Source organism: Herbaspirillum sp., assembly GCF_035644555.1.
GTDB lineage: Bacteria > Pseudomonadota > Gammaproteobacteria > Burkholderiales > Burkholderiaceae_D > Herbaspirillum.
Window position 1 is genome coordinate 1 of the sequence record NZ_DASQOH010000022.1, and the last position, 20526, is coordinate 20526.

Consider the following 20526-nt stretch of genomic DNA (forward strand, 5'->3'; position numbering starts at 1 on the left):
AGTCCCATTGCGCATGCAGGCGGCAGCCGCTGAACAGTTCAGCGCTCAGACCTTCCAGCGAAAGGCGGTGGAAGACGCGGTTGTTCTTGCCGCTCTTCAGGAAGGCCAGCCAGGGAACCAGCCGCGCTTCATAGAAAGCGATTCCGCCATCGCTGCGGATGAAACTGAAGCGGTCGACATATCCCGTGAAGTAGCGCTGTGTGCCGTCGCCCCGGGTCAGTGCGGCGCACAGCAGCTTGCCCATCACGGATTTGAGCGCGATGTCGGCGTCATTGCTCAGCAGTTCCAGCGTGTAGCAGAAGTCGCGGCTCAAGGCTTCGCTGGCCTCCAGGCGATTGATTAGTAATTCGGCCTCGGGACCGTCGTCATTGATGAAGGAGAGTTGCAGGATGCGATTGTGCTGGCGCTGCCGGGTGAGCATGTCCCAGCGTGTGGTGTCTCGATGCATGCGGTTCTTTCTGCGGGAAGGAATGGGTTTCCCGTGGAAAGCGGATGCAGTGCTGGCAGGCCTGATCGGGAAAGCGCAGATGGTTGCATGGCGCTAGCACGAAGTCTGTTGAAATGCTTCGAGAAATGAGGTGTTTTCGCCGCTGGCGATGATGTGGAAAAGGCTGACCGGAAAGGCGTCCAATGACGGTCAGCGATGTAATTTCGTGCTGCCTTTTCGGATATCAGGTCCGCGAGAATCTGCTGAATTCCTCCGCCAGACTGGCGTAGAGACGCCGATACTGTGCCAGCCTGCGCATCAGTTGTTCCTGCCTTCCAGAGTCGGGACGATAGGTCTCCAGGATCTCCGGCGCCACGCAAACTTTCGCTACATCCTCCCCCGTATGCGCCAGGCGCCCCAAACGCGCTGCCCCCAGTGCCGCGCCGACTTCCGCCCCCGCATGTCGCCGCAAGGGAATTCCCAGCGCCGTGGCACACAACTCTCCCCAGAACGCACTGCGCGATCCGCCGCCGACGAGGGCGGCGCTCAGCAGCACGGTACCCGCCGATTGCAGCGCTGCATATCCATCCGCCATGGCAAAGGCCACACCTTCCATCACGGCATAGGTCAGGTGGGCGGCGTCGTGCGCAGGTGTCATGCCGAACAGCAGCCCCTTGGCGTTGGCATCGTTATGCGGGGTGCGTTCGCCGTTCAGATAGGGCAGGAAGATCGGCGCCTGGGCCTGTTGCGTCGCGCTCAGGTGTTCGGCGCCGGCCACCAGTTCGGCCACCTCGCGACCGACCACGCCGGACAGCCAATGCAGGCTGGCAGCGGCGGACAGGATAACGCTCATCTGGTGCCATTGCCCGGGCAGACAGTGGCAGAAGGCATGCACGCCCTGTTGCGGGTTGGGGGCGTGCCGTGCGGTGGCGGCAAACAGCACGCCCGAACTACCCAGCGAGAGGAAGGCGTCGCCGGCCTGGATCACGCCGATGCCCACTGCGCTGGCGGCATTGTCACCGGCGCCGCCGGCCACCACCACCGGGCCGTCGATGCCCCATTCACGGCGCAATTCCTCGCGTAGCTGGCCGGCCACGGCACTGCCTTCCACCAGGCGCGGCATGTGGCTGCGGTCCAGTCCGGTCGCCGCGAGCATGCGCTCGGACCAGTCGCGCCGCGCCACGTCCAGCCAGAGCGTGCCGGCCGCGTCCGACATCTCGGAGACAAACTCGCCGGTCAGCTTCCAGCCCAGGTAATCCTTGGGCAGCAAGACCTTGTCGATGGCGCGGTAGACCGCCGGTTCGTACTTCGACAGCCACAGCAGCTTGGGCGCGGTAAAGCCGGGCATGGCGCGATTGCCGGTGATGCGGGCGGCGTCCGGCACCAGTGCTTCCAGTTCCACACACTCGGCGTGGGCGCGCATGTCGTTCCACAGGATGGCCGGGCGCAGGACGTTGCCGTTGCGGTCCAGCAGGGTGGCGCCATGCATCTGGCCGGAGATACCGAGGCCGCGCAGCGCCGAGAAGGCCTGCGGAGCCTCAGTGCGCAGCGCGGCGATGGCGTCCTGCGTGGCGTTCCACCACGATTGCGGCGCCTGTTCGGACCACAGCGGGTGTGGGTTGTCCACGCGCAGCCTGGCACCGGTGGTGGCGATGACGCGGGAGTCGTCGTCGGTGAGGACAAGCTTCACTTCGGAAGTGCCGAGGTCGATGCCCAGATAGCTCAAATCAATTTCCTTTGCTTGCGGAGTAGGGGTCAGGCCACTGCCCGGACGTCGTCATTGAGCCGGTGCAGCGAGCGGAAACGCGAGGGCGGCATGCCCTTGCAGGCCAGGAACTGGCGGTTGAAATTGGAAAGATTGTTGAAGCCCACCCGGTAGCACACCTCGGTCACGCTCAGTTCGGTGCACATCAGCAGTTCGCAGGCTTCGTTCAGGCGCAGGCCGTTCTGGTACTGGATGAAGGTGCAGCCGGTATGGCGCTTGAAGAAGCGGGTAAAACTGCTCACGCTCATGCCGGCCAGGTCGGCCACATCGGTCTCGCGCAGGTTGCCGCCCAGATTCTGGCGGATATAGGACAGCACCTGGTTGATGGTGGATGACATGTGGCGTTGCGCATTGAGGTCGTAACCCGGACCGGCCAGCGGCCTGCGCTCGGTGCAGGACGACAGCTGTTCCAGCACCGACATCATCATCACCACGCGCCGCGCACCACCGGCCTGCGCCAGTTCCTGCATCAGCGGGGTGATCGATGTCCCCAATGCATCGGGAAACTGCAGACCACGCGCCGCGCCATCCAGCAGTTCCTGCAAGGGGGCCAGTTCGGGAATGGCGCCCACCATGCGCTCCACGAAGGGGCGCGAGAACTGCAGTACCAGGTCACGGCCGGCCAGGTGCTGGTCCGGCCCCAGGTTGCTGACCCAGTTGTGCGGCAGGTTGGGGCCGGTCAGCACCAGATTGCCGGGGCCGAAGTCGTCGATGCAATCGCCCACGAAGAACTTGCCGCTGGAGGCGGTAATGACGTGGATTTCATATTCGGGATGGAAGTGCCATTTGGCCACCGTGTGCGGGTAGTCATGCACCCACGCCCTGAACGATTCGTCCTGGCGGGTATGCACCAGTTCCAGATCCGGACTCATGCTTGGTCTCCTTGCCATGCGGGCCGTCGTCATGCCAGGGGGCCGGCAGGGCGCCCGCGGGCAGCGACAGGTTCTCTCCGCTTGCTACATCGAACACATGCAGATCATGCTGATCGAAGGCCAGTGTCAGCGGCGCGCCCGTTTGCGGCAGGCGCTCGGCAGGGACCAGCGCGGTCAGCGTCTCTTCGCCGCGGCGGGTGGTCAGCAGTGCATCGGCACCGAGAATCTCGACCAGTTCCACGCTGACCGGGCAGGTCAGGCTGGCGGCTGTGTCCCGCTGGCCGGCAATGCGGACGTAGTCGGGACGTATCGCCAACTTTACCGCCATTCCATGGCGCAGGCGTGAAAACCTTTCACCTTTGAGTGTCCAGCGCTGACGGGCTGTGTCGATGACCACGTCCTGATCTTGTCGCTGCACCACGCCTGAGAGGAAGTTCATCGCCGGAGTGCCGATGAAGCCGGCCGCAAACAGGTTGCGCGGGTAGCGGTAGAGCTCGGCCGGGCTGCCGGCCTGGACGATGCGGCCCTCCTGCATCAGGATCACGCGATCGGCCAGGGTCATCGCCTCCAGCTGGTCGTGGGTGACGTAGACGGTGGTGGTGCGCAGGCGCTGGTGCAGGCGCTTGATGTCGCCGCGCAACTGGGCGCGCAGCTTGGCATCCAGGTTCGACAGCGGTTCGTCGAACAGGAACACCGAGGGCGTCTTGATGATGGCACGGGCGATCGCGGCGCGCTGCTGTTGGCCGCCGGACATGGCGCGCGGCTTGCGTTCCAGCAGGGTGTCCAGGTTCAGCATGGCGGCCAGCTCGCGCACCCGGCGGTCGATCTCGGCGGCCGGTCGCTTGAGCCGCCGCAGGCCGAAGGCGATGTTGTCATAGACATTCATGTGCGGGTAGAGCGCATAGTTCTGGAACACCATGGCCACGTTGCGATCCCGCGCCGGCAGTGCGTTGACCACCTGTCCGCCGATGGCAAGGGTGCCGCCGGAGATGTCTTCAAGGCCGGCGATCATGCGCAGCATGGTGGATTTGCCGCAGCCGGAAGGGCCCAGCAGGACCACGAATTCACCGTCGCCGATGTGCAGGTCCAGTGGATGCAGTACCGGCGGGCCACCGGCATAGTGCTTGGCCAATCCCTGGCAGTGGATGTCAGCCATGGTCAGCCTTCCATCTCGATCTGGATCTTGACGTCCTGGGGACGCCCGTTGGCGGCTTCCTCGAAAGCGCGGATGCTTTGCGAGAAGGGGAATTTGCGTGAAATGAAAGGCTTCACATCGATCATGCCGGAGCTGATCAATGCCAGCGCCCTGGGGAAGATATTGGCATAGCGGAAGACCGATTCCAGCCGCACTTCCTTGGTCTGCATGGCCACCACATCCAGTGCCACCGGTTCCGGCGGCATGCCCACCAGCACCGCGCAGCCGCCCGGGCAGACCAGGTCCATCAGGTTCTGGTAGACCCCGCCGTGGCCGGAGGCTTCGAACACCACATCGGCGCCCCAGTCTCCGGTGAGTTGGCGTACCACGTCCACCAGCGAATGTTGCGACACATCGACCGTGGTGACAGCGCGGTTGCCGGCGAAGTGCGCCAGTTTCTCCGCCACCACGTCGGCCAGGATCACCCGTGCCGCGCCGCCGGCCAGGGCAGCCAGGGCCGTCATCGCACCGATGGTGCCGGCGCCGATCACCACCGCCGTGTCACCCGGTTTCATGCGCGCCTTGGTGGCGGCTTGCAGGCCGATGGACAGCGGCTCGACGATGGCGCCCTCGGCGAAGCTGACATTGTCCGGCAGGCGATAGGTGAAGGCGGCGGGATGCACCACGCTGCCGGTCAGGCAGCCATGGATCGGCGGCGTGGCCCAGAAGCGTACCGCCGGGTCGAGGTTGTACAGGCCGCGCAGCGTGGCCGGCGAATCCAGGCGCGGGATGCCCGGCTCCATGCAGACGCGGTCGCCCACCTTCAGATGGGTGACCTCGGCCCCGACCTCGGCCACCGTGCCGGAGGCTTCATGGCCCAGCACCATCGGCGCTTCCACCTTGAAGGGGCCGATGCTGCCGTGGGTGTAGTAATGCAGGTCGCTGCCGCAGATGCCGACGGTATGGATGCGAATCCGTACATCCTGCGGTCCCACCTGTTGCGGCAGGTCGATCTCGCGCAGCTTCAGTTCGCGGGTGGCTTCGAGTACGAGGGCTTGCATGGGGTCTCCTATTTTGCTTTGAGCATGGAATTCAACAGCCGGCTCAATACGCCGACGAAGATCAGGGGCGGTAGCGCCAGCAGCACGGTGGAGGCATTGATCACGCCCCACGGCACTTCCTGGCCCATCGAGGTAAAGGCCGAGGCCACCACCGGCAAGGTGGCGCTAGCCGACGAGGTCAGCGCCAGGGCGATCATCAGCTCGTTCCAGACCAGCACGAAGCTGAAGATGATCCCGCCCAGCAGGCTGCCGGCGCAGTTGGGCAGGGCGATCTTCCAGAACACGGCATAGGGGCCGTAGCCGTCGAGGGTGGCGGCTTCCTCGATCTCGCGCGGCATGCGCTGGAACACCGGGATCGACAGCCAGGTGATGGTCGAGAGCGTGGTCAGCAGATAGGTCACGATCATCGAGAAGCGCGTGTCGTACAGGCCCAGGTCAACCCAGATCGCAATGAGCGGGATGGCCACCGCCACTGGCGGCAGGAAGCGCAGCGACAGCAGGAAGAACTGGATATCGCGCTTGCCCGGGACGTGATAGCGGGCAATCACATAGGCTGCCGGTACGCCCATGAGCGTGCCCAGCAGCACCGCGCTGCCGACGATGACGGCGCTGTTGGTCAGGCCGGTCAACACTTCCGGGCTGCCGATGACCTGCCGGTAATTCTCCAGCGTGGGCGTGAACAGGAAGCGCGGCGTGGGCGTGACGATATCCAGCAGCGTCTTGAGTGAGTTCAGCAGCGCCCACAGCAGCGGGAACAGCGCCACCAACACCAGCAGGATACCCACGCCCCAGACGGCGCAGCGTACGATCAGTCTTCCCATTTGCTCACCCGCTTCCAGATCAGGGTAAAGATCAGCGTGGTCGCTACCATCATCAGTACCGCCATGGTGGAGGCATACGAGACCTTGCCGGATAGCCCGATCCCCTGGGCATAGGCATACATGTCCAGCGTCTCGGTGGTGACACCGGGACCGCCCTTGGTCATCACGTAGATCAGGTCGAAGGAACGCAGCGACTCCACCATCTTGATGAAGACCAGGCTCATCAGTGGGGCCTTCAGCATCGGCAGGGCGATGTAGGCATACACCTGCCAGGTGCGGGCATAGTCCAATCTGGCCGCTTCCAGTGGTTCAGGGGGGAGTGTTTCCAGCAGCTTCAACACGATCACGGCGAAGAACAGGCCCCATTGCCAGATATCGACCAGCGCCACCGCGTACAGCGCCATCACCGGGTCGGACAGGAAGGCCGTGTCATGGAGGCCCACCAGCCCCAGCACCCAGCCCAGGATGCCGGTCAGCGGCGAATACATGAACTTCCAGATGAAGGCCGCCGACACCCGGGGCAGCAGCACCGGCGTGATCAGCAGCACGCACATGGCGTGCCGCCACTTGCCGTGGACGTTTTCGAAGAGATAGATGGCGATGAGCACACCTGCCACCACGGCGCCGAGCACGGTCACCACTTCCCAGATCGCCGAGACTTCGATGGCGTTGAGGAAGCGCCGGTCCGACAGCAGTCTTTCCACGTTGCGCAGCCAGACATAGTCGCTGTCGGGATAGCGCAGCACGCGGTTCTTCAGGGCCAGGTTGATGGCCGCCACTGTCGGCACCAGGCCCAGCACCAGCATCACCAGCAGCGAGGGACCCAGGAACAGGTAGGGCAGCGAGGTCTTTCCACGATTGAACATGCAGGACTCCGGAAGCCGCCGCGACCCAAGGATAGGGCCTCGGCGGCGACTTCTTCTAAACGAGGCGTAGCGTCGGCGCCACGCCAGTGCGTTCCGATTCCTTGGCGACCGTTCGTCCTGAGTAGGCCCGCAGGGCCGTATCGAAGGCGCGCGGTGTCTGCGCCAGTCGTGCAAGTTCAGCAAAGAACCGCCGACAAGTGCAGGTGCGCCTTCGATACGCGGCCATGCCGCTACTCAGTCCGAACGGTGCTCAGGGTGGGATCGAGGTTTGGCTTGCCGCTATTTGCGCGCATGCTCCATGGCATCCTGCGCATATTGCGCAGCATCGTTGAGCGCCCGAGGAATGTCCTTCTGCGTGCCGGTGAACACTTCCTCCAGCGCCACGCCCAGGTTGTCGCCGATGTCCGGCCATTGCGGGCTGGGCCAGATGGTCAGCTTGGAGACCGGGGTGGTGTCCTTCAGACCGGCCAGGATCTGCGGCTTGACGTTCTTCTGGAAGTAGTCGCTCTGGACGGTGCTGTTGCGGTTGTAGTCGCTGAAGACCTTTTCGCGCAGGCGGGCCTGTTCCTGTTCCTTGCCGGTGGCGAAGGCAATGAACTTGCCGGCCGCCTGGCGCGTGCATTCATCCTTGGCGCCGACGGCCGAGATGGCCAGGCCGTGGCCATAGGCGGCCGAGGGCAGGGGAGCCGGCGGACGGGCGTAACCGACCTTGTCGGCCACGCTGGACTTGCTGCTGTCTTCCATCCAGTCGGCAAAGGGCGTGGACTCGATCATGAAGGCCACCTTGCCGGAGCGGAAGGCTTCCAGCGCGTTGCTCCAGTCGTAGGTGGCCGCGCCCGGTGGCGCGTACTTGAAGAGTTCGGCATAGAGCTGCGTGGCCTTCACTGCCGCTGGCGAATTGAAGGCAGGCTGGTTGTTCTTGTCGGTCCAGCTGCCGCCCTGGGCCAGCATGAACGGCGCCCAGCGCCACACGTTCATGCCCGAGCCGCGTTGGCCGCGTGCCACCCAGCCATAGACATTGGGCGGGGAATGCAGCTTCTTGATGTCGGCCACCAGTTCGTCCAGCGTGCGCGGTACCGGCAGGCCGGCCTTCTCCAGCAGGTCGCGGCGATAGAAGAGGAAGTCCGAGCCGCCGATCAGCGGCGCGAAGTAGGCCACGTCCTTGTAGCTGGCCACGGCGCGGCGGCCGGGCAGGAAGTCATCATAGTCGGCTTCCTTGGGGAAATACTTCAGCAGCGGCACGATCCATCCGGCCGAGGCGAATTCGGCCACGTTGGCCTCATCGACGTAGTAGACCTGATACGAACCGGCCTTGGTAGAGGCATCCAGGCGCGACTTGGCGCGACGGTCGTTCTCGCCGAAGTAGCTGATCTCGATACGGGTACCGCTGCGCTTCTGGTAATCGGCCAGCGATTTTTCCATCACGGTCAGGCCCAGGCTTTTCTGGGCCAGCACCTTCAGCACGGGGACGTTGCAGGACTGCGCCGATACCGACAGCGGCAGCGCAGCACCAAGGACGGCGCACGCAGCGCCCAAGTAGAACCTGTTCACGATTTGTCTCCTGATATTTTTATCGATCACATGTCATGCGCGGCCGCCTGGGGGGAGCACAGCGGAGTGCGCACACAGCCGCTCTGACGGCTGCAGCAAGAGTACGGGCGCAGGGCGCGGCGCTCCACGCCAAAAGCGTGAAGGCCGGTGATACTTTTTGCTCAGGTTTTATGTGCGCTGCAGGATTTTGTATTGCCGCTGGCGCGCCTAGGACGCAGTGGGCTGGGCAGCCACGGCCGGCAGGCTGACCACCACCACCAGACCGGTGCCGGTGGCCGGCACTTCCAGCCGTATCGCGCCCTGCGAGGCCTGCACGATCTCGCGCACGATGGCCAGGCCCAGGCCGGAGCCTGGCTGGTCCGGGCGGGCATTGCGATAGAAGCGCTCGAACACGCGTTCGCGCACTTCAGCCGGGATGCCGGGACCATTGTCGGTCACCGTGACGATGACCTCCTTGCGCCGGTGCTCCAGCCCCACGGTGACCTTGCCGCCCTCCGGGGTGTAGCGCAGGGCATTGTCGATCAGATTCATCAGCATGCCGCCCAGCTGGGCTTCGTTGCCGGTGACCATGGCACGCTCCAGGGTGGTCTCCAGGCCGAGGTCGATGTTCTTTTTCAGGGCCAGCCCGGCCAGTTCTTCCAGTACCGTTGCCGCCACCGACAGCAGATCCACCGGGCCGCGCGGGAAGGCGCTGCCGTTGGATGCTTCGGCCTGCGACAGCAACAGCAGCTTGTTGGTCAGGTCGGTCATGCTGCGACTACCCTCCTGCAGCGAGGCCAGCACCTGGGCCACCCGCTGTGGATCATCGAGCTGGCGGGCGAACTGGATCTGCGAGTCGATCACCGCCAGGGGCGTACGCAACTGGTGCGCGGCATCGGCCACAAAGCGCTTCTGCACGGTGACCTGGGCATTGAGGCGGAAGATGTACTGGTTGATCGCCTCCACGATGGGCCGCAGTTCCTGCTGCAGGCCACCGGCCTGCAGGGGCGTGAGCGAATCGGACTGGCGCGTGGCCAGCGCGTCCTTGAGCGCCAGGATGGGCCGCAATTCCATGGTCAGGCCCAGCACCACCAGGCTGATGGCCAACAGCAGCAATACGATCTGGCGTCGCAGCGAGGCGTGCCACTGGTCGTCGATCATCTGCTGACGCCCCTGCATGGTCTGGCCCACCGAGACCGCCACCATGCGCAGCGTCCCTTCGTCGAACAGGGCGCGGATATAGCTCACCACACGCAGCGGCCGCCCTTCGAAGCTGGTGGTCGTATAGACCGGGTAGAGCACCGCGAAGTCGGGTTGGGCGGGGAAGTCGGGGCGGCCGGCCAGGAGCGTGTCGTCATCCATCAGCACCTGGTAATAGACCGCATCCTGCGCTGGCGAGGCGAACAGTTCCAGCGCCGCCGGCGGCACCGAGACCACCGGCGCGCCATCGTTCCAGCCGACCTGGCCGGCCATCATGCGGGCCGAGGCCAGCAGGGCGCGATCCTGCACCAGGGTAGCGCTGGAGACGGCGTTGTCGTAGGCGTCGCTGGTGGACAGGCCCACATAGACCGCCATCGGGATCAGCAGCCACCACAGCAGCCGCAGGCGCAGGCTGTCAATCATCTTTCTGGCGCAGCAGGTAGCCCAGCCCGCGCAGGGTCATGATGGCGGCCGAGGAATGTTCCAGCTTCTTGCGCAGGCGCGAGATGTAGATTTCGATGGCGTCCGCGCTGGGTTCTTCGGAGAGGCTGAAGACGCCCTTCATCAACGCCGTCTTGGAGACCGTCTTGCCCTGCTTGAGCATCAGCACTTCCAGCACGTCATGCTCGCGCGCCGGCAGCGCCAGGGTGGTGCCGGCCACCGCGAACTGGCGGGTGTTGCTGTCATAGACCAGGTCGCCGCAGTGGATTTCGGCGGCCTTGTCGGGGGTCTGGCGGCGCACCAGTACCTTGATGCGGGCCACCAGTTCGCGGATCTCGAAGGGCTTGACCAGGTAGTCGTCGGCGCCGGCGCCCAGGCATTCCACCTTTTCGTCGATGGAGCCGCTGGCTGTCAGGATCATCACCGGCACGCCGTTGTGGCGCTCGCGCAGGCGGCGCAGCACGTTCTTGCCATGCATCTTGGGCAGCATCAGGTCCAGCAGCACGACATCGTAGTTCTCGTCGCGCAGCACCTGGTCGGCGATCTCGCCATCGGCGGCGATATCGACCTTGAACTTGTGTTCCTTGAGAATCTGCTCCAGCCAGTGGGCAAGCTGGGGATTGTCTTCGATCAGGAGCAATTTCATGCGGTAGTCTCGTGTTTCTTTGGCATCTTTTTTGTTGCGCTGCAAATAAAAAAGCCGTTTTTTGGAAAGCTGGATGAAGGTTTCGGCTTCTTAGAATAGGCCCGCAGATCAATAAAAAGTGAAGATGGCGACAGACCATCCCACCCATAATCAGGAGGCAATCATAATGCGTCACGCCGTTCGTGTGTTTTCGTCAGCCCGCGCCACCCCTTTGCGCCGCGCCCTCGTGGCTGCGGGAGTCACCGCCATCACCGCCTGTGCCCTTGCATTGGCCGCGCCGCAGGCCCATGCCGCCGACAAGATCATCATCATGGTCGGCGGCATCAACAAGCTCATCTACCTGCCGCCCAAGCTGGCCGAAAGTCTGGGCTACTTCAAGGAAGCCGGCCTGGACGTGGAACTGCAGTCGCAGCCGGCCGGGGTTGATGCCGAGAACGAGCTGCTGGCCGGCGCCGTGCAGGCCGTGGTCGGCTACTACGACCACTCCATCGACCTGCAGAGCAAGGGCAAGGAAGTCACCTCCATCACCCAGTTGCTGCTGGTGCCGGGCGGCATGGAAATGGTGCGCGCCGACCTGGCCGACAGCGTACGCAGCATGGCCGACCTCAAGGGCAAGACCCTGGGCGTGACCGGGCTGGGCTCGTCTTCCAGCTTCCTGGCTCAGTACCTGGCCAGCCGCGCCGGCCTGAAGTCGGGTGACTACTCGATGCTGCCGGTCGGCGCCGGCAATACGCTCATCGCCGCCATGAAGCAAAAGCGCGTGGACGTGGCCTGGACCACCGAGCCGACCACTTCCATCCTGCTGTCCACGGGCGCGGCCAAGGTGCTGGTGGACATGAGCAGCGTCGATGGCACCCGCGCCGCACTGGGCGGTTTGTATCCGGCCTCCAGCGTCTACGTGCACCGTTCCTGGATGAACAGCCACAAGGCCGAGGCACAGAAGCTGGCCACTGCCTTCGTCAAGACCCTCAGGTACATCCAGACCCACTCGGCCGAAGAGATCGCCGACAAGATGCCCAAGGATTACTACGGCGGCAACAAGGCCATCTACGTGCAGGCCCTGAAGGCGTCGCTGCCCATGTATTCACCCGATGGCAAGATGCCCGCCGGTGGCCCCGAACAGGTGCTGAAGGTGATGGCCGGCTTCAACCCCAACATCAAGGGCAAGAACATCGACCTGTCCAAGACCTATACCAACGAGTTCGTCGATCAGGTGAAGTAAGGCCTCCCTGCACGTACGCGCCGAACCCCCTAGAATCCGCTGCATCCGCATCACCCCGATTCGACCAACAGGAGACATCGTGAACAAGAACATTCGCCAAACCTTGCTATCGCTGGCCGTGGCCGGCGCAACCCTGGCCGCTTTCCCCGGCCAGGCCTCGGCTGCCGCCAAGATCACCATCATGGTGGGCGGCATCAACAAGATGGTCTATCTGCCGGCCAAGCTGGCCGAGCAACTGGGCTACTTCAAGGAAGAGGGCCTGGACGTCGAGCTGCAGTCGCAGCCGGCCGGGGTCGACGCCGAGAACGAACTGCTGGCCGGCGCCGTGCAGGCCGTGGTCGGCTTCTATGACCACTCCATCGATCTGCAGACCAAGGGCAAGGAAGTCACCGCCATCACCATCCTGGGTCAGGTGCCGGGCGAGGTGGAGCTGGTCTCCACCAAGGCCGCGCCGCACTTCCAGAGCATGGCCGATGCCAAGGGCAAGACCCTGGGTGTGACCGGGCTGGGCTCGTCCACCAACTTCCTGACCCAGTACCTGGCCTCGCGCCATGGCATCACCTCCAAGCAGTTCTCGGTGCTGCCGGTGGGCGCGGACAATACCTTCATCGCCGCCATGAAGCAGGGCCGCATCGACGCCGGCATGACCACCGAGCCGACCGCCTCGCAATTGCTGAAGACGGGTGACGCCCAGGTGCTGATCGACATGCGTACCGTGGAAGGCACGGTCAAGGCGCTGGGCGGCCTGTATCCGGCGTCCAGCGTCTATGTGCAGCGCAGCTGGCTCAACAGCCACAAGGATGATGCACAGAAACTGGCACGCGCCTTCGTCAAGACGCTCAAGTTCATCAACACCCACAGCGCCGAACAGATCGCCGACAAGATGCCCAAGGACTACTACGGCAACAACAAGCCGCTGTACGTGCAGGCCCTGAGCAACTCGCTGCCCATGTATTCGCAGGACGGCAAGATGCCCAAGGGCGGGCCGGAAACCGTGCTGGCCGTGCTCTCGGGATTCAATCCCAACGTCAAGGGCAAGCATGTGGACCTGTCCAAGACCTATACGGATGAATTCGTCGACACCGTGAAATAGGACCAGCGTCCGATAGCCCCGGGACCGGCGTCGCCGCCGGTCCCGCTTCCCGAACCATGCTTGACGCCATGATGCGAAATATCGCGTCAGGGCGGTACTCAACCTCCAGCCCCGAAAGAGCCATCCGATGAATGCGATCAACCAGCACGCCTTCACCCCCGCCGGCAACGCCGCCCAGGAAACGCCGGCCATCGAATTGCGCAACGTGACCTGCCGCTTCATCACTGCCGACGGCAAGGCCACCGTGGCCCTGCGCGACTTTTCCATGAGCGTGGCCCGGGGTGAATTCGTGGCCGTGGTCGGCCCCACCGGCTGCGGCAAGTCCACCACACTGTCGCTGATCACGGGTCTGCTGAAACCCACCATGGGCGAGGTGCGCGTGATGGGGCAGCCGGTCAACGGCATCGATCCGCGCATCGGCTTCGTGTTCCAGAACGATGCCGTCTTCCCCTGGCGCAGCGTGCGCGACAACGTCGCCGCAGGCCCCATGTTCCGTGGCCAGTCCAAGGCCCAGGCGCATGCGCTGGCCGATGAATGGATACGTCGCGTGGGCCTGGACAAGTTCGGCGACCACTATCCGCACCAGCTCTCCGGCGGCATGCGCAAGCGCGTGGCGCTGGCCCAGACCTTCATCAACAGCCCCGAAATCCTGCTGATGGACGAGCCCTTCTCGGCCCTGGACATGCAGACCCGCACCCTGATGCAGGACGAACTGCTGCGTCTGTGGTCGGCCCATTCCGGCTCGGTGGTGTTCGTCACCCACGACCTGGAAGAAGCCATCGCCCTGGCCGACAAGGTCTATGTGCTGACCGCCCGCCCGGCCACCCTGAAGAGCGTCTATCCCATCGACCTGCCGCGTCCGCGCGTGATGGAAGAGGTGCGTTACGAGCAGCGCTTCATCGACATCTCGCGCCGCATCTGGGCCGATCTGCGCGAGGAAGTCCATATTGCCTGAGGGATCAGGCAGCAGGCATCAGGCCTCAGGCAGCCACCAGCGACCTTTCCCGACAACGAATCTGAATAACGAAATCCGACAACAGGTGAGCAACATGACACAAGCACAAGCAAGCCACTCCGCTGCGACGATGGATATCGCCGCCGTCGAAGCCGAGGCGCAGCGCAAGATTCGCGGCCGCCGCAACCTGGTCATCGGCCTGCGTATCGCCATCCTGGTGATCGTGCTGGGCGGCTGGGAAGTCTGCGCCCGCATCGGCTGGATCGATCCCTTCTTCTTTTCCCAACCTTCGCTGATCGTGATCCAGATCTATGACTGGATGGTCGAAGGCACGTCCCAGGGCTCGCTCTGGACTCAGGTGCTGGTCACGCTGGAAGAAACCGTGCTGGGCTTCCTGATCGGCTCGGTGGCCGGCGTCATTGCCGGCATCGTGCTCGGTCGCAACAAGCTGCTCTCGGATGTGTTCAGCCTCTACATCCAGATCGCCAACTCGATTCCGCGCGTGGTGCTGGGTTCCATCTTCGTCATCGCCTTCGGCCTGGGCATGGCTTCCAAGGTGGCGCTGGCGGTGGTGATGGTGTTCTTCGTGGTGTTCGCCAACGCCTTCCAGGGCGTGCGCGAGGCGGACCGCTACATGATCGCCAATGCCCAGATCCTGGGTGCCTCGCGCCGCCAGGTGACCATGGCGGTGGTGATCCCCTCGGCGCTGTCGTGGATCCTGGCCAGCCTGCATGTGAGCTTCGGCTTTGCGCTGGTGGGTGCGGTGGTGGGCGAGTTCCTGGGTTCCAAGCAGGGCATCGGACTGTTGATTTCCACCGCCCAGGGCGCCTTCAATGCCAGCGGCGTGTTCGCGGCCATGATCGTGCTGGCGGTAGTGGCGCTGGCGGCGGACTGGTTGCTGCACGCGCTGGAAAGGCGCCTGCTGAAGTGGCGTCCGCAGGCCTTCTGATAGGCCGGCCGCAAAAGTCTTAGAATAGCGAAGTGATGCGGGGACACGGTTTCGTGTCCCCGCCGCGTTTCCACTTTCTTCCACGCCGCCTTCCACCATGTCCGCCGACCAGCCGCAACGCCTGAGCGAGTCTCCCGCCGCTTCTTCCCTGAATGATCCCGGCAGTGATCCCCGTAGTGATCCGATCACCCAGCGCGCCTTGCTGTGGATCGTCGCCTCCGGCTTCTTCATGCAGACGCTGGACACCACCATCGTCAACACGGCCTTGCCGGCCATGGCGCGCAGCCTGGGTGAGCCGGTCTTGAACATGCACCCGGTGGTGGTGGCCTATACCCTGACGATGGCCTCGCTCACGCCCGCCTCGGGCTGGCTGGCCGACCGCTTCGGCACGCGTCGCATGTACTTCGCGGCGATCCTGCTGTTCGTGGTCGGTTCCGTCCTGTGCGCCATGGCACCCACCTTGCCGATGCTGCTGGCGGCGCGGGTGGTGCAGGGGCTGGGTGGCTCCATGCTGCTACCGGTGGGGCGCCTGGCGGTGCTGCGGGCCGTGCCGGGAGCGCAGTACATCGCCGCGCTGGCCTCGATCTCGATTGCCGGGCAACTGGGGCCGGTGGTGGGGCCGGTACTGGGCGGCTGGCTGGTGCAAAGCTTGTCCTGGCACTGGATATTCCTGATCAATGTGCCCATCGGCGTGGTCGGGATGGCAGCGGTGCTGCGCTTCCTGCCCGACGATAGCCTGGCCGATACGCCGCGCTTCGACCTGCTGGGCTGTGCCTTGCTGTCGGCCTGCATGGTGGCGTTCTCGCTGGCACTGGATGTGCCCTTCGATACGCAGCGCGGAGCCTGGAGCGCCGCCCTGTTCCTGCTGGCGGCGGCCACCGTGCTGGGCTACTGGTGGCATGCGCGCGGCCATGCGCGGCCGCTGTTCCGGCTGGGCTTGTTCGGTGAGCCCAATTTCAGCATCGGCCTGGCCGGCAATCTGGTCTGTCGCATCGGCTCGTCGGCCGTGCCTTTCCTGTTGCCTTTGCTGCTGCAGGTGCGCTTGGGGTATTCGCCCCTGCATGCGGGCATGCTGCTGCTGCCGGCGGCCATCGCCGGCACCATCGCCAAACCGTGGATCGCACCGCTGGTCAAGCGCTACGGCTATGATCGCTTCCTGCTGGTCAATACCGCCATTGTGGGCGCATCCATCGTCTCGTTCGCGCTGATCACGCCGGGTTGGCCGCTGGCGGCGGCCATCGTGCAACTGGCCGTCTTCGGTGCGTCGAACTCGATGCAGTTTGCGGCCATGAACAGCGTCACCCTCAAGGGCTTGCGCAAGGAAGACGCGGGCAGCGGCAACAGTCTCTTTTCGATGGTGCAGATGCTGGCCATCGGCCTGGGTGTGACCATCGGCGGAACCATGGTCAATGCATTCAAGAACGCCGAAGGTCTGGCCACCAACACCAGCTTCCAGATCACCTTCGTGATCGTGGGCGTGATCACCCTGGTCTCGGCCTGGGTGTTCCGCCGGATGGATCCGCGTTATTTCAAGTAAAGACCGCAAGGATGGGCAGAGCGGCAGCGCTCAGGTATCGCTCCACTGCCGCAGCAGGTTGTGGTAGCAGCCCACCAGCGTGCGCCGCGCGTGGGCGTCGGCATCGGTCTGGTTCAGACGCTGGATGGCATTGTCCATGTCGAACAGCATCTGGCGCTGGCCATCGTCGCGTACCAGGCTCTGTACCCAGAAAAAACAGCCCATGCGCACGCCACGCGTGACCGGGGTCACGCTGTGCAGGCTGGTGGCCGGGTAGAGCACCATGTCGCCGGCGGCCAGCTTGACGCTGTGCATGCCGTAGCTGTCTTCGATCTGCAATTCCCCCCCGTCATACTCGGCCGGTTCCGCCAGGAACAAGGTGGCCGAGACATCGGTACGCAGCTTGCGGCCCGTGTGCGGATGGATGCGCACACTGCCGTCCACGTGCGCCCCGAAGCCCATGCCCTCGCCATAGCGGTTGAACATGGGCGGGTAGATCAGGTTGGGCAGCGCCGCGCTGATGAAGCGCGGATGCCGTTCCAGCGCCGACACGATGAGGTGCTGGCACTGCAGGGCCACCTCGGCACGCTCGTCGATCTGCTGGTTGAACTTCAGTGGCGCGCCCTGGTAACCGGCGGTCACGCGCCCATCCACCCAGGCGGGACCGGCGGCCTCCAGCAGGCCGCGTACCGTCTGCAGGGTGGCCGGGTCCAGCAACTGGGGGATGGTGACGAGCATCGGTTTGCTTCTGCCTTACATGCGATAGGTGAGCGACAGCAGCGCGGTACGACCCGAACCCGGGACCGAGCGACCGCCGTCGGACTGGATCAGTGCATCGTAATACATCTTGTCGGTCAGGTTGTACAGGTTCAGGCGGATGTCATAGGCCTTGGTGGTGTAGGCCAGCATGGCGTCATAGCGGGTGTAGCCACCGACCTGTACCGTGTTGGTGGCATTGGCATAGCGCTGCGACATGTAGGTCGCGCCGCCGCCGACCTGCCAGTGCGGGGCCAGGTCGTAGGTGGTCCAGGTGGTGAGGGTGTGCCTGGGCGTATTGACCGGGACCTTGCCGACCGATGTGTCACCCACGGCGCCGCCGATGACCTGGGCATCCAGGTAGGTGTAGTTGGCGGCGATCTGCCAGTCACGCGTGATGCGACCGGTGGCACCGGCGCGCGCACCGTTCACGCGGACCGTGCCGGCCAGGGCATAGACCCCGGTGGAGACCAGGCTGCGGGCGTTTTCCTTGGTGATCTGGAAGGCTGCTGCGCTCAGGCCCAGGCCATTGTCGAGGTCCCATTTGCCGCCCACCTCATAGGAGCGGTTCTTTTCCGGGTCCAGGTTCTGCTGGCCGAGGGTACCGGTCAGCTGTTCCAGCGAGGGGTTGAACGAGGTGCCATAGGACAGGTAGTAGGCCTGTGCTGAGCTTGGCTGCCAGATCGCGCCCGAGCGCACGCTCAGGAAATTGACGGTCTGGTCGGCCGAGGCCAGTGCGGTGGAGCCAGCGGTGTTGCCGGCATTGATCGAGTTGCTGATGCTGGCGATGTAGCGGTCATAGCGCAGGCCGCCGACCAGCTTGAACTGCGGCACCAGTTCGATGGTGTCGCCCGCGTAGGCGGCGATGGTGTTGGCACTGCCACCGGCGTGGTTGCCGGCGGTATCGGCCACGCTGCTGCCGGCGGCGCTGTAGACCGGGTTGGCAAGCGGTACGCAATCCAGATAGCCATTCGTGGCGCCGGCACCGTTGAGCGCGCGCCCGTTGCAACTGCCGTTGCGGTAGTAGCTCTGGTTGTCGTAGCCGTCATGGCCCACTTCCACACCCACCAGGGCATCGTGCTTCACGCTGCCGGTGGCGAACTTGGCCGCCAGTTCGGTCTGGTTGAAGATGGAGTAGTCGCGGATATCGCGGTCATGGCTCTGGCCGCGCACGTAGAGGCTGGATAGCGGCAGCTTGCTGGTGGCATTGGTCAGTGCCGTGAAGCCGCTGGAAGAGACCGTCCCGATGGTATTGGGCGCGGTTTCCACGGCATCGGTATGCACGTAGTTGAACTGCGTCTGGCTGCGCAGGGTCACGTCGGGAGCGATCTTGTGCTTGATGCCGGCATTGAAGGAGGCCACGTCCTGGTTGGTACGGTCGCTGTCGAGACCATAGGCGGTGTTGCGGTCGACATTGACGGGATGGCCGTTCAGCGGCGGCAGGCCGTAGTCGGGCTGGTCGTGGTTGTGCTGCAGCAGGGCCGACAGGGTGATCTCGGTGGACGTACCGATGCCCCAGACATAGGAGCCGGCCAGGCCGAAGTCCTGCACGTCGGTCTGGCTGCGGGTGCTGGCCGCGCCGTTCTGGGCCATGGCTTCGATACGCAGGGCGGAGGTATCCGACAGCGCGCGGTTGACGTCGGCGGTGCTGCGCACCAGGCCGTTGGTGGTGACCGAGGCCGAGACTTCGGTGGCCGTCTTCAGGTTGGCCTTCTTGCTGACCTGGTTGATGATGCCGCCGGTGGAGCCCCGTCCGAAGAGCATCGAGGACGGGCCCATCAGCACTTCCACTTCCTCGATGGCGAAGGTGTCGCGGTAGTACTGGCCACGGTCGCGGAAGCCGTCCAGGTAGATGTCGGTACGCGCCGAGAAACCGTTCAAGTTGATGTTGTTGCCGATCTGGCCGCCCTCGGCGCCACCCAGGGTGATGCCGGACACATTGCGCAGCGCGTCGGCCAGCGAGCTCACACCCTGCGACTGCATCTGCGCCTTGTTGACCACCGTCACCGATTGCGGCACGTCGTGCAGGTCGGCGGGCAGCTTGCTGATGGCAGTGCCGGTGCTGGCGAAATCGTCGCGGCGGCCTTCCACGGTGACTGGAGCCAGCTGGTTGCTGGCGGTCGCAGAGGTGGTCGTAGAAGTCGATGAAGAGGCGGGCGCAGTCTGTTGCGCCAGCAGCGGCAGGGGAGCCGCAAAGGTGGCCAGCAATGCGGCGGCGATCGGGGTGAGACGGTTCATGTTCGTGTCGAGGAGAGTGGAGTAGAGAAACGAGAAGCCAATCCGGCTCGCGCCGGATTGGCTCCAATGGCTGGCTACTCCGTCCTTCGACATGGAAGACCGTTTGGCTGGCTGATGACCAGTATTGTTGTTCTGTATGCCAATGATTTTTATTCACTGGCATGGCTGGCAAGATTAAGCAGACAAGCTGACAAATGACTGTCAGCAAGCTGACGTCCAACTGAGTGTGACAAAAAAGTAACACCGCCCGCCGGCCCCAGGCTGTCTCGGGCAATCCCCGATTTGCAGCATTGGCGCGGCTGCAATACGATGCAGCGTCACGCAGAGGTTTTGCGCTGTTTTTTTCTTTCGAAGTTCCTATGAATGTTCTGCTGGTCGAAGACGACCCGGTGCTCACCGACGGCCTGTCGCGTGTGCTCAATTCGCATGGTTTCACCGTGCACACCGTCAACAACGGCCACGATGCCCTGTCGCAGCGATTCAATGCGGCCGTGCTGGTGCTGGACATCGGCCTGCCCGGCATCGATGGTTTCGAGGTCCTGCGGCGCATGCGCGCGGCCGGCAACAATACCCCGGTGCTGCTGCTGACCGCGCGCGACACCATCCCCGACCGCGTGCACGGCCTGGAGCTGGGCGCCGACGATTACCTGGTCAAGCCCTTTGCCACGCCCGAGCTGGTGGCGCGCATCAAGGCGCTGATCCGGCGCAGCGCGCCGCAGCCGGCACAGCTGACCGTGGGCGGCTTGTCGCTGGACAACGCCACCAAGCGCGCCGACATCGATGGTCGCAAGATCGAGCTGTCCCTGCGCGAATGGACGGTGCTGGAATACCTGATGCAGCACGCCTCGCGGGTGGTCTCCAAGCAGCAGATCATCGACGCCGTGCTGCCCTGGGGTGAGGATTTCACCATCAACGCGGTGGAAGTCTACGTCTCGCGCATCCGCCTCAAGATCGCCGACTCCGGGGTGGTGATCCGCACCATCCGCGGCTTTGGCTACATGCTCGAAAAGAGCGAGACCTGATCCCGGCTGGC

18 protein-coding genes are annotated in these 20526 nt (G+C 64.3%); 6 read left to right on the forward strand and 12 right to left on the reverse strand.

Annotation, left to right across the window (positions count from 1 at the left end):
* The 10 genes from VE092_RS06970 to VE092_RS07015 form a co-directional block, all read right to left on the reverse strand.
* Positions 1 to 448, reverse strand: a 448-nt coding sequence (locus tag VE092_RS06970; protein WP_324875185.1) for a contractile injection system protein, VgrG/Pvc8 family, incomplete at its 3' end; no start/stop codon positions are given.
* 223 nt (positions 449 to 671) lie between these two features.
* Positions 672 to 2153 (reverse strand): xylulokinase, encoded by a 1482-nt coding sequence (gene xylB, locus VE092_RS06975; RefSeq protein WP_324875187.1) that lies wholly within the window; start codon positions 2151 to 2153, stop codon positions 672 to 674.
* Positions 2154 to 2182: 29 nt separating this feature from the next.
* Positions 2183 to 3064 (reverse strand): AraC family transcriptional regulator, encoded by an 882-nt coding sequence (locus VE092_RS06980; RefSeq protein ID WP_324875189.1) that lies wholly within the window; start codon positions 3062 to 3064, stop codon positions 2183 to 2185.
* A complete protein-coding gene (locus tag VE092_RS06985) occupies positions 3000 to 4220 on the reverse strand; it encodes a sn-glycerol-3-phosphate ABC transporter ATP-binding protein UgpC (protein ID WP_324875191.1) in 1221 nt (406 codons plus the stop codon). The genes VE092_RS06980 and VE092_RS06985 overlap by 65 nt, the downstream gene beginning before the upstream one ends.
* A gap of 2 nt (positions 4221 to 4222) precedes the next feature.
* On the reverse strand, positions 4223 to 5260 hold the full coding sequence (locus VE092_RS06990; RefSeq protein ID WP_324875193.1) for an NAD(P)-dependent alcohol dehydrogenase: 1038 nt from the start codon (positions 5258 to 5260) through the stop codon (positions 4223 to 4225).
* Between the two features lie 8 nt (positions 5261 to 5268).
* Positions 5269 to 6081: a carbohydrate ABC transporter permease gene (locus VE092_RS06995; protein ID WP_324875195.1), complete on the reverse strand. Its 813-nt coding sequence runs from the start codon at positions 6079 to 6081 to the stop codon at positions 5269 to 5271.
* A complete protein-coding gene (locus VE092_RS07000) occupies positions 6069 to 6947 on the reverse strand; it encodes a sugar ABC transporter permease (RefSeq protein ID WP_324875197.1) in 879 nt (292 codons plus the stop codon). Before VE092_RS07000 ends, VE092_RS06995 begins: the two co-directional genes overlap by 13 nt.
* Positions 6948 to 7226: 279 nt before the next feature.
* Complete coding sequence (locus tag VE092_RS07005; protein WP_324875199.1) at positions 7227 to 8498, reverse strand: sugar ABC transporter substrate-binding protein; 1272 nt, start codon at positions 8496 to 8498, stop codon at positions 7227 to 7229.
* A gap of 207 nt (positions 8499 to 8705) precedes the next feature.
* A complete protein-coding gene (locus VE092_RS07010) occupies positions 8706 to 10100 on the reverse strand; it encodes a sensor histidine kinase (RefSeq protein WP_324875201.1) in 1395 nt (464 codons plus the stop codon).
* Complete coding sequence (locus tag VE092_RS07015) at positions 10093 to 10764, reverse strand: response regulator (RefSeq protein ID WP_006462850.1); 672 nt, start codon at positions 10762 to 10764, stop codon at positions 10093 to 10095. The genes VE092_RS07010 and VE092_RS07015 overlap by 8 nt, the downstream gene beginning before the upstream one ends.
* A gap of 166 nt (positions 10765 to 10930) precedes the next feature.
* Here VE092_RS07015 and VE092_RS07020 point away from each other — a divergent pair, with 166 nt between their 5' ends.
* From VE092_RS07020 to VE092_RS07040, 5 genes are all read left to right on the forward strand, one after another.
* On the forward strand, positions 10931 to 11986 hold the full coding sequence (locus VE092_RS07020) for an ABC transporter substrate-binding protein (protein ID WP_324875204.1): 1056 nt from the start codon (positions 10931 to 10933) through the stop codon (positions 11984 to 11986).
* Positions 11987 to 12065: 79 nt separating this feature from the next.
* On the forward strand, positions 12066 to 13079 hold the full coding sequence (locus tag VE092_RS07025) for an ABC transporter substrate-binding protein (RefSeq protein WP_324875206.1): 1014 nt from the start codon (positions 12066 to 12068) through the stop codon (positions 13077 to 13079).
* A 127-nt stretch (positions 13080 to 13206) separates the two neighbouring features.
* On the forward strand, positions 13207 to 14034 hold the full coding sequence (locus VE092_RS07030) for an ABC transporter ATP-binding protein (protein ID WP_006462847.1): 828 nt from the start codon (positions 13207 to 13209) through the stop codon (positions 14032 to 14034).
* A gap of 94 nt (positions 14035 to 14128) precedes the next feature.
* Positions 14129 to 14983 (forward strand): ABC transporter permease, encoded by an 855-nt coding sequence (locus VE092_RS07035; protein WP_039874955.1) that lies wholly within the window; start codon positions 14129 to 14131, stop codon positions 14981 to 14983.
* Between the two features lie 229 nt (positions 14984 to 15212).
* Positions 15213 to 16520, forward strand: coding sequence for a DHA2 family efflux MFS transporter permease subunit (locus tag VE092_RS07040; protein ID WP_324875233.1), 1308 nt, complete (start codon positions 15213 to 15215; stop codon positions 16518 to 16520).
* A gap of 30 nt (positions 16521 to 16550) precedes the next feature.
* Here VE092_RS07040 and VE092_RS07045 read toward each other — a convergent pair whose 3' ends face one another.
* Together VE092_RS07045 and VE092_RS07050 are read right to left on the reverse strand one after the other, a co-directional pair.
* Positions 16551 to 17237, reverse strand: coding sequence for a Fe2+-dependent dioxygenase (locus tag VE092_RS07045; RefSeq protein WP_324875212.1), 687 nt, complete (start codon positions 17235 to 17237; stop codon positions 16551 to 16553).
* Positions 17238 to 17252: 15 nt separating this feature from the next.
* A complete protein-coding gene (locus VE092_RS07050; protein ID WP_324875214.1) occupies positions 17253 to 19493 on the reverse strand; it encodes a TonB-dependent siderophore receptor in 2241 nt (746 codons plus the stop codon).
* Between the two features lie 359 nt (positions 19494 to 19852).
* On the opposite strand from VE092_RS07050, the gene VE092_RS07055 reads away from it, so the two are divergent.
* On the forward strand, positions 19853 to 20515 hold the full coding sequence (locus VE092_RS07055; protein WP_006462842.1) for a response regulator transcription factor: 663 nt from the start codon (positions 19853 to 19855) through the stop codon (positions 20513 to 20515).
* The last annotated feature ends 11 nt before the right edge of the window (positions 20516 to 20526 follow it).

Excerpts from the sequence above, each read along its gene's own strand:
- VE092_RS06980 (WP_324875189.1), bottom strand. The coding sequence starts at position 3,064 with ATGAGTCCGGATCTGGAACTGGTGCATACCCGCCAGGACGAATCGTTC.
- VE092_RS06985 (WP_324875191.1), bottom strand. The coding sequence starts at position 4,220 with ATGGCTGACATCCACTGCCAGGGATTGGCCAAGCACTATGCCGGTGGC.
- VE092_RS06990 (WP_324875193.1), bottom strand. The coding sequence starts at position 5,260 with ATGCAAGCCCTCGTACTCGAAGCCACCCGCGAACTGAAGCTGCGCGAG.
- VE092_RS06995 (WP_324875195.1), bottom strand. The coding sequence starts at position 6,081 with ATGGGAAGACTGATCGTACGCTGCGCCGTCTGGGGCGTGGGTATCCTG.
- VE092_RS07000 (WP_324875197.1), bottom strand. The coding sequence starts at position 6,947 with ATGTTCAATCGTGGAAAGACCTCGCTGCCCTACCTGTTCCTGGGTCCC.
- VE092_RS07010 (WP_324875201.1), bottom strand. The coding sequence starts at position 10,100 with ATGATTGACAGCCTGCGCCTGCGGCTGCTGTGGTGGCTGCTGATCCCG.
- VE092_RS07015 (WP_006462850.1), bottom strand. The coding sequence starts at position 10,764 with ATGAAATTGCTCCTGATCGAAGACAATCCCCAGCTTGCCCACTGGCTG.
- VE092_RS07020 (WP_324875204.1), top strand. The coding sequence starts at position 10,931 with ATGCGTCACGCCGTTCGTGTGTTTTCGTCAGCCCGCGCCACCCCTTTG.
- VE092_RS07030 (WP_006462847.1), top strand. The coding sequence starts at position 13,207 with ATGAATGCGATCAACCAGCACGCCTTCACCCCCGCCGGCAACGCCGCC.
- VE092_RS07035 (WP_039874955.1), top strand. The coding sequence starts at position 14,129 with ATGACACAAGCACAAGCAAGCCACTCCGCTGCGACGATGGATATCGCC.
- VE092_RS07040 (WP_324875233.1), top strand. The coding sequence starts at position 15,213 with ATGCAGACGCTGGACACCACCATCGTCAACACGGCCTTGCCGGCCATG.
- VE092_RS07045 (WP_324875212.1), bottom strand. The coding sequence starts at position 17,237 with ATGCTCGTCACCATCCCCCAGTTGCTGGACCCGGCCACCCTGCAGACG.
- VE092_RS07050 (WP_324875214.1), bottom strand. The coding sequence starts at position 19,493 with ATGAACCGTCTCACCCCGATCGCCGCCGCATTGCTGGCCACCTTTGCG.
- VE092_RS07055 (WP_006462842.1), top strand. The coding sequence starts at position 19,853 with ATGAATGTTCTGCTGGTCGAAGACGACCCGGTGCTCACCGACGGCCTG.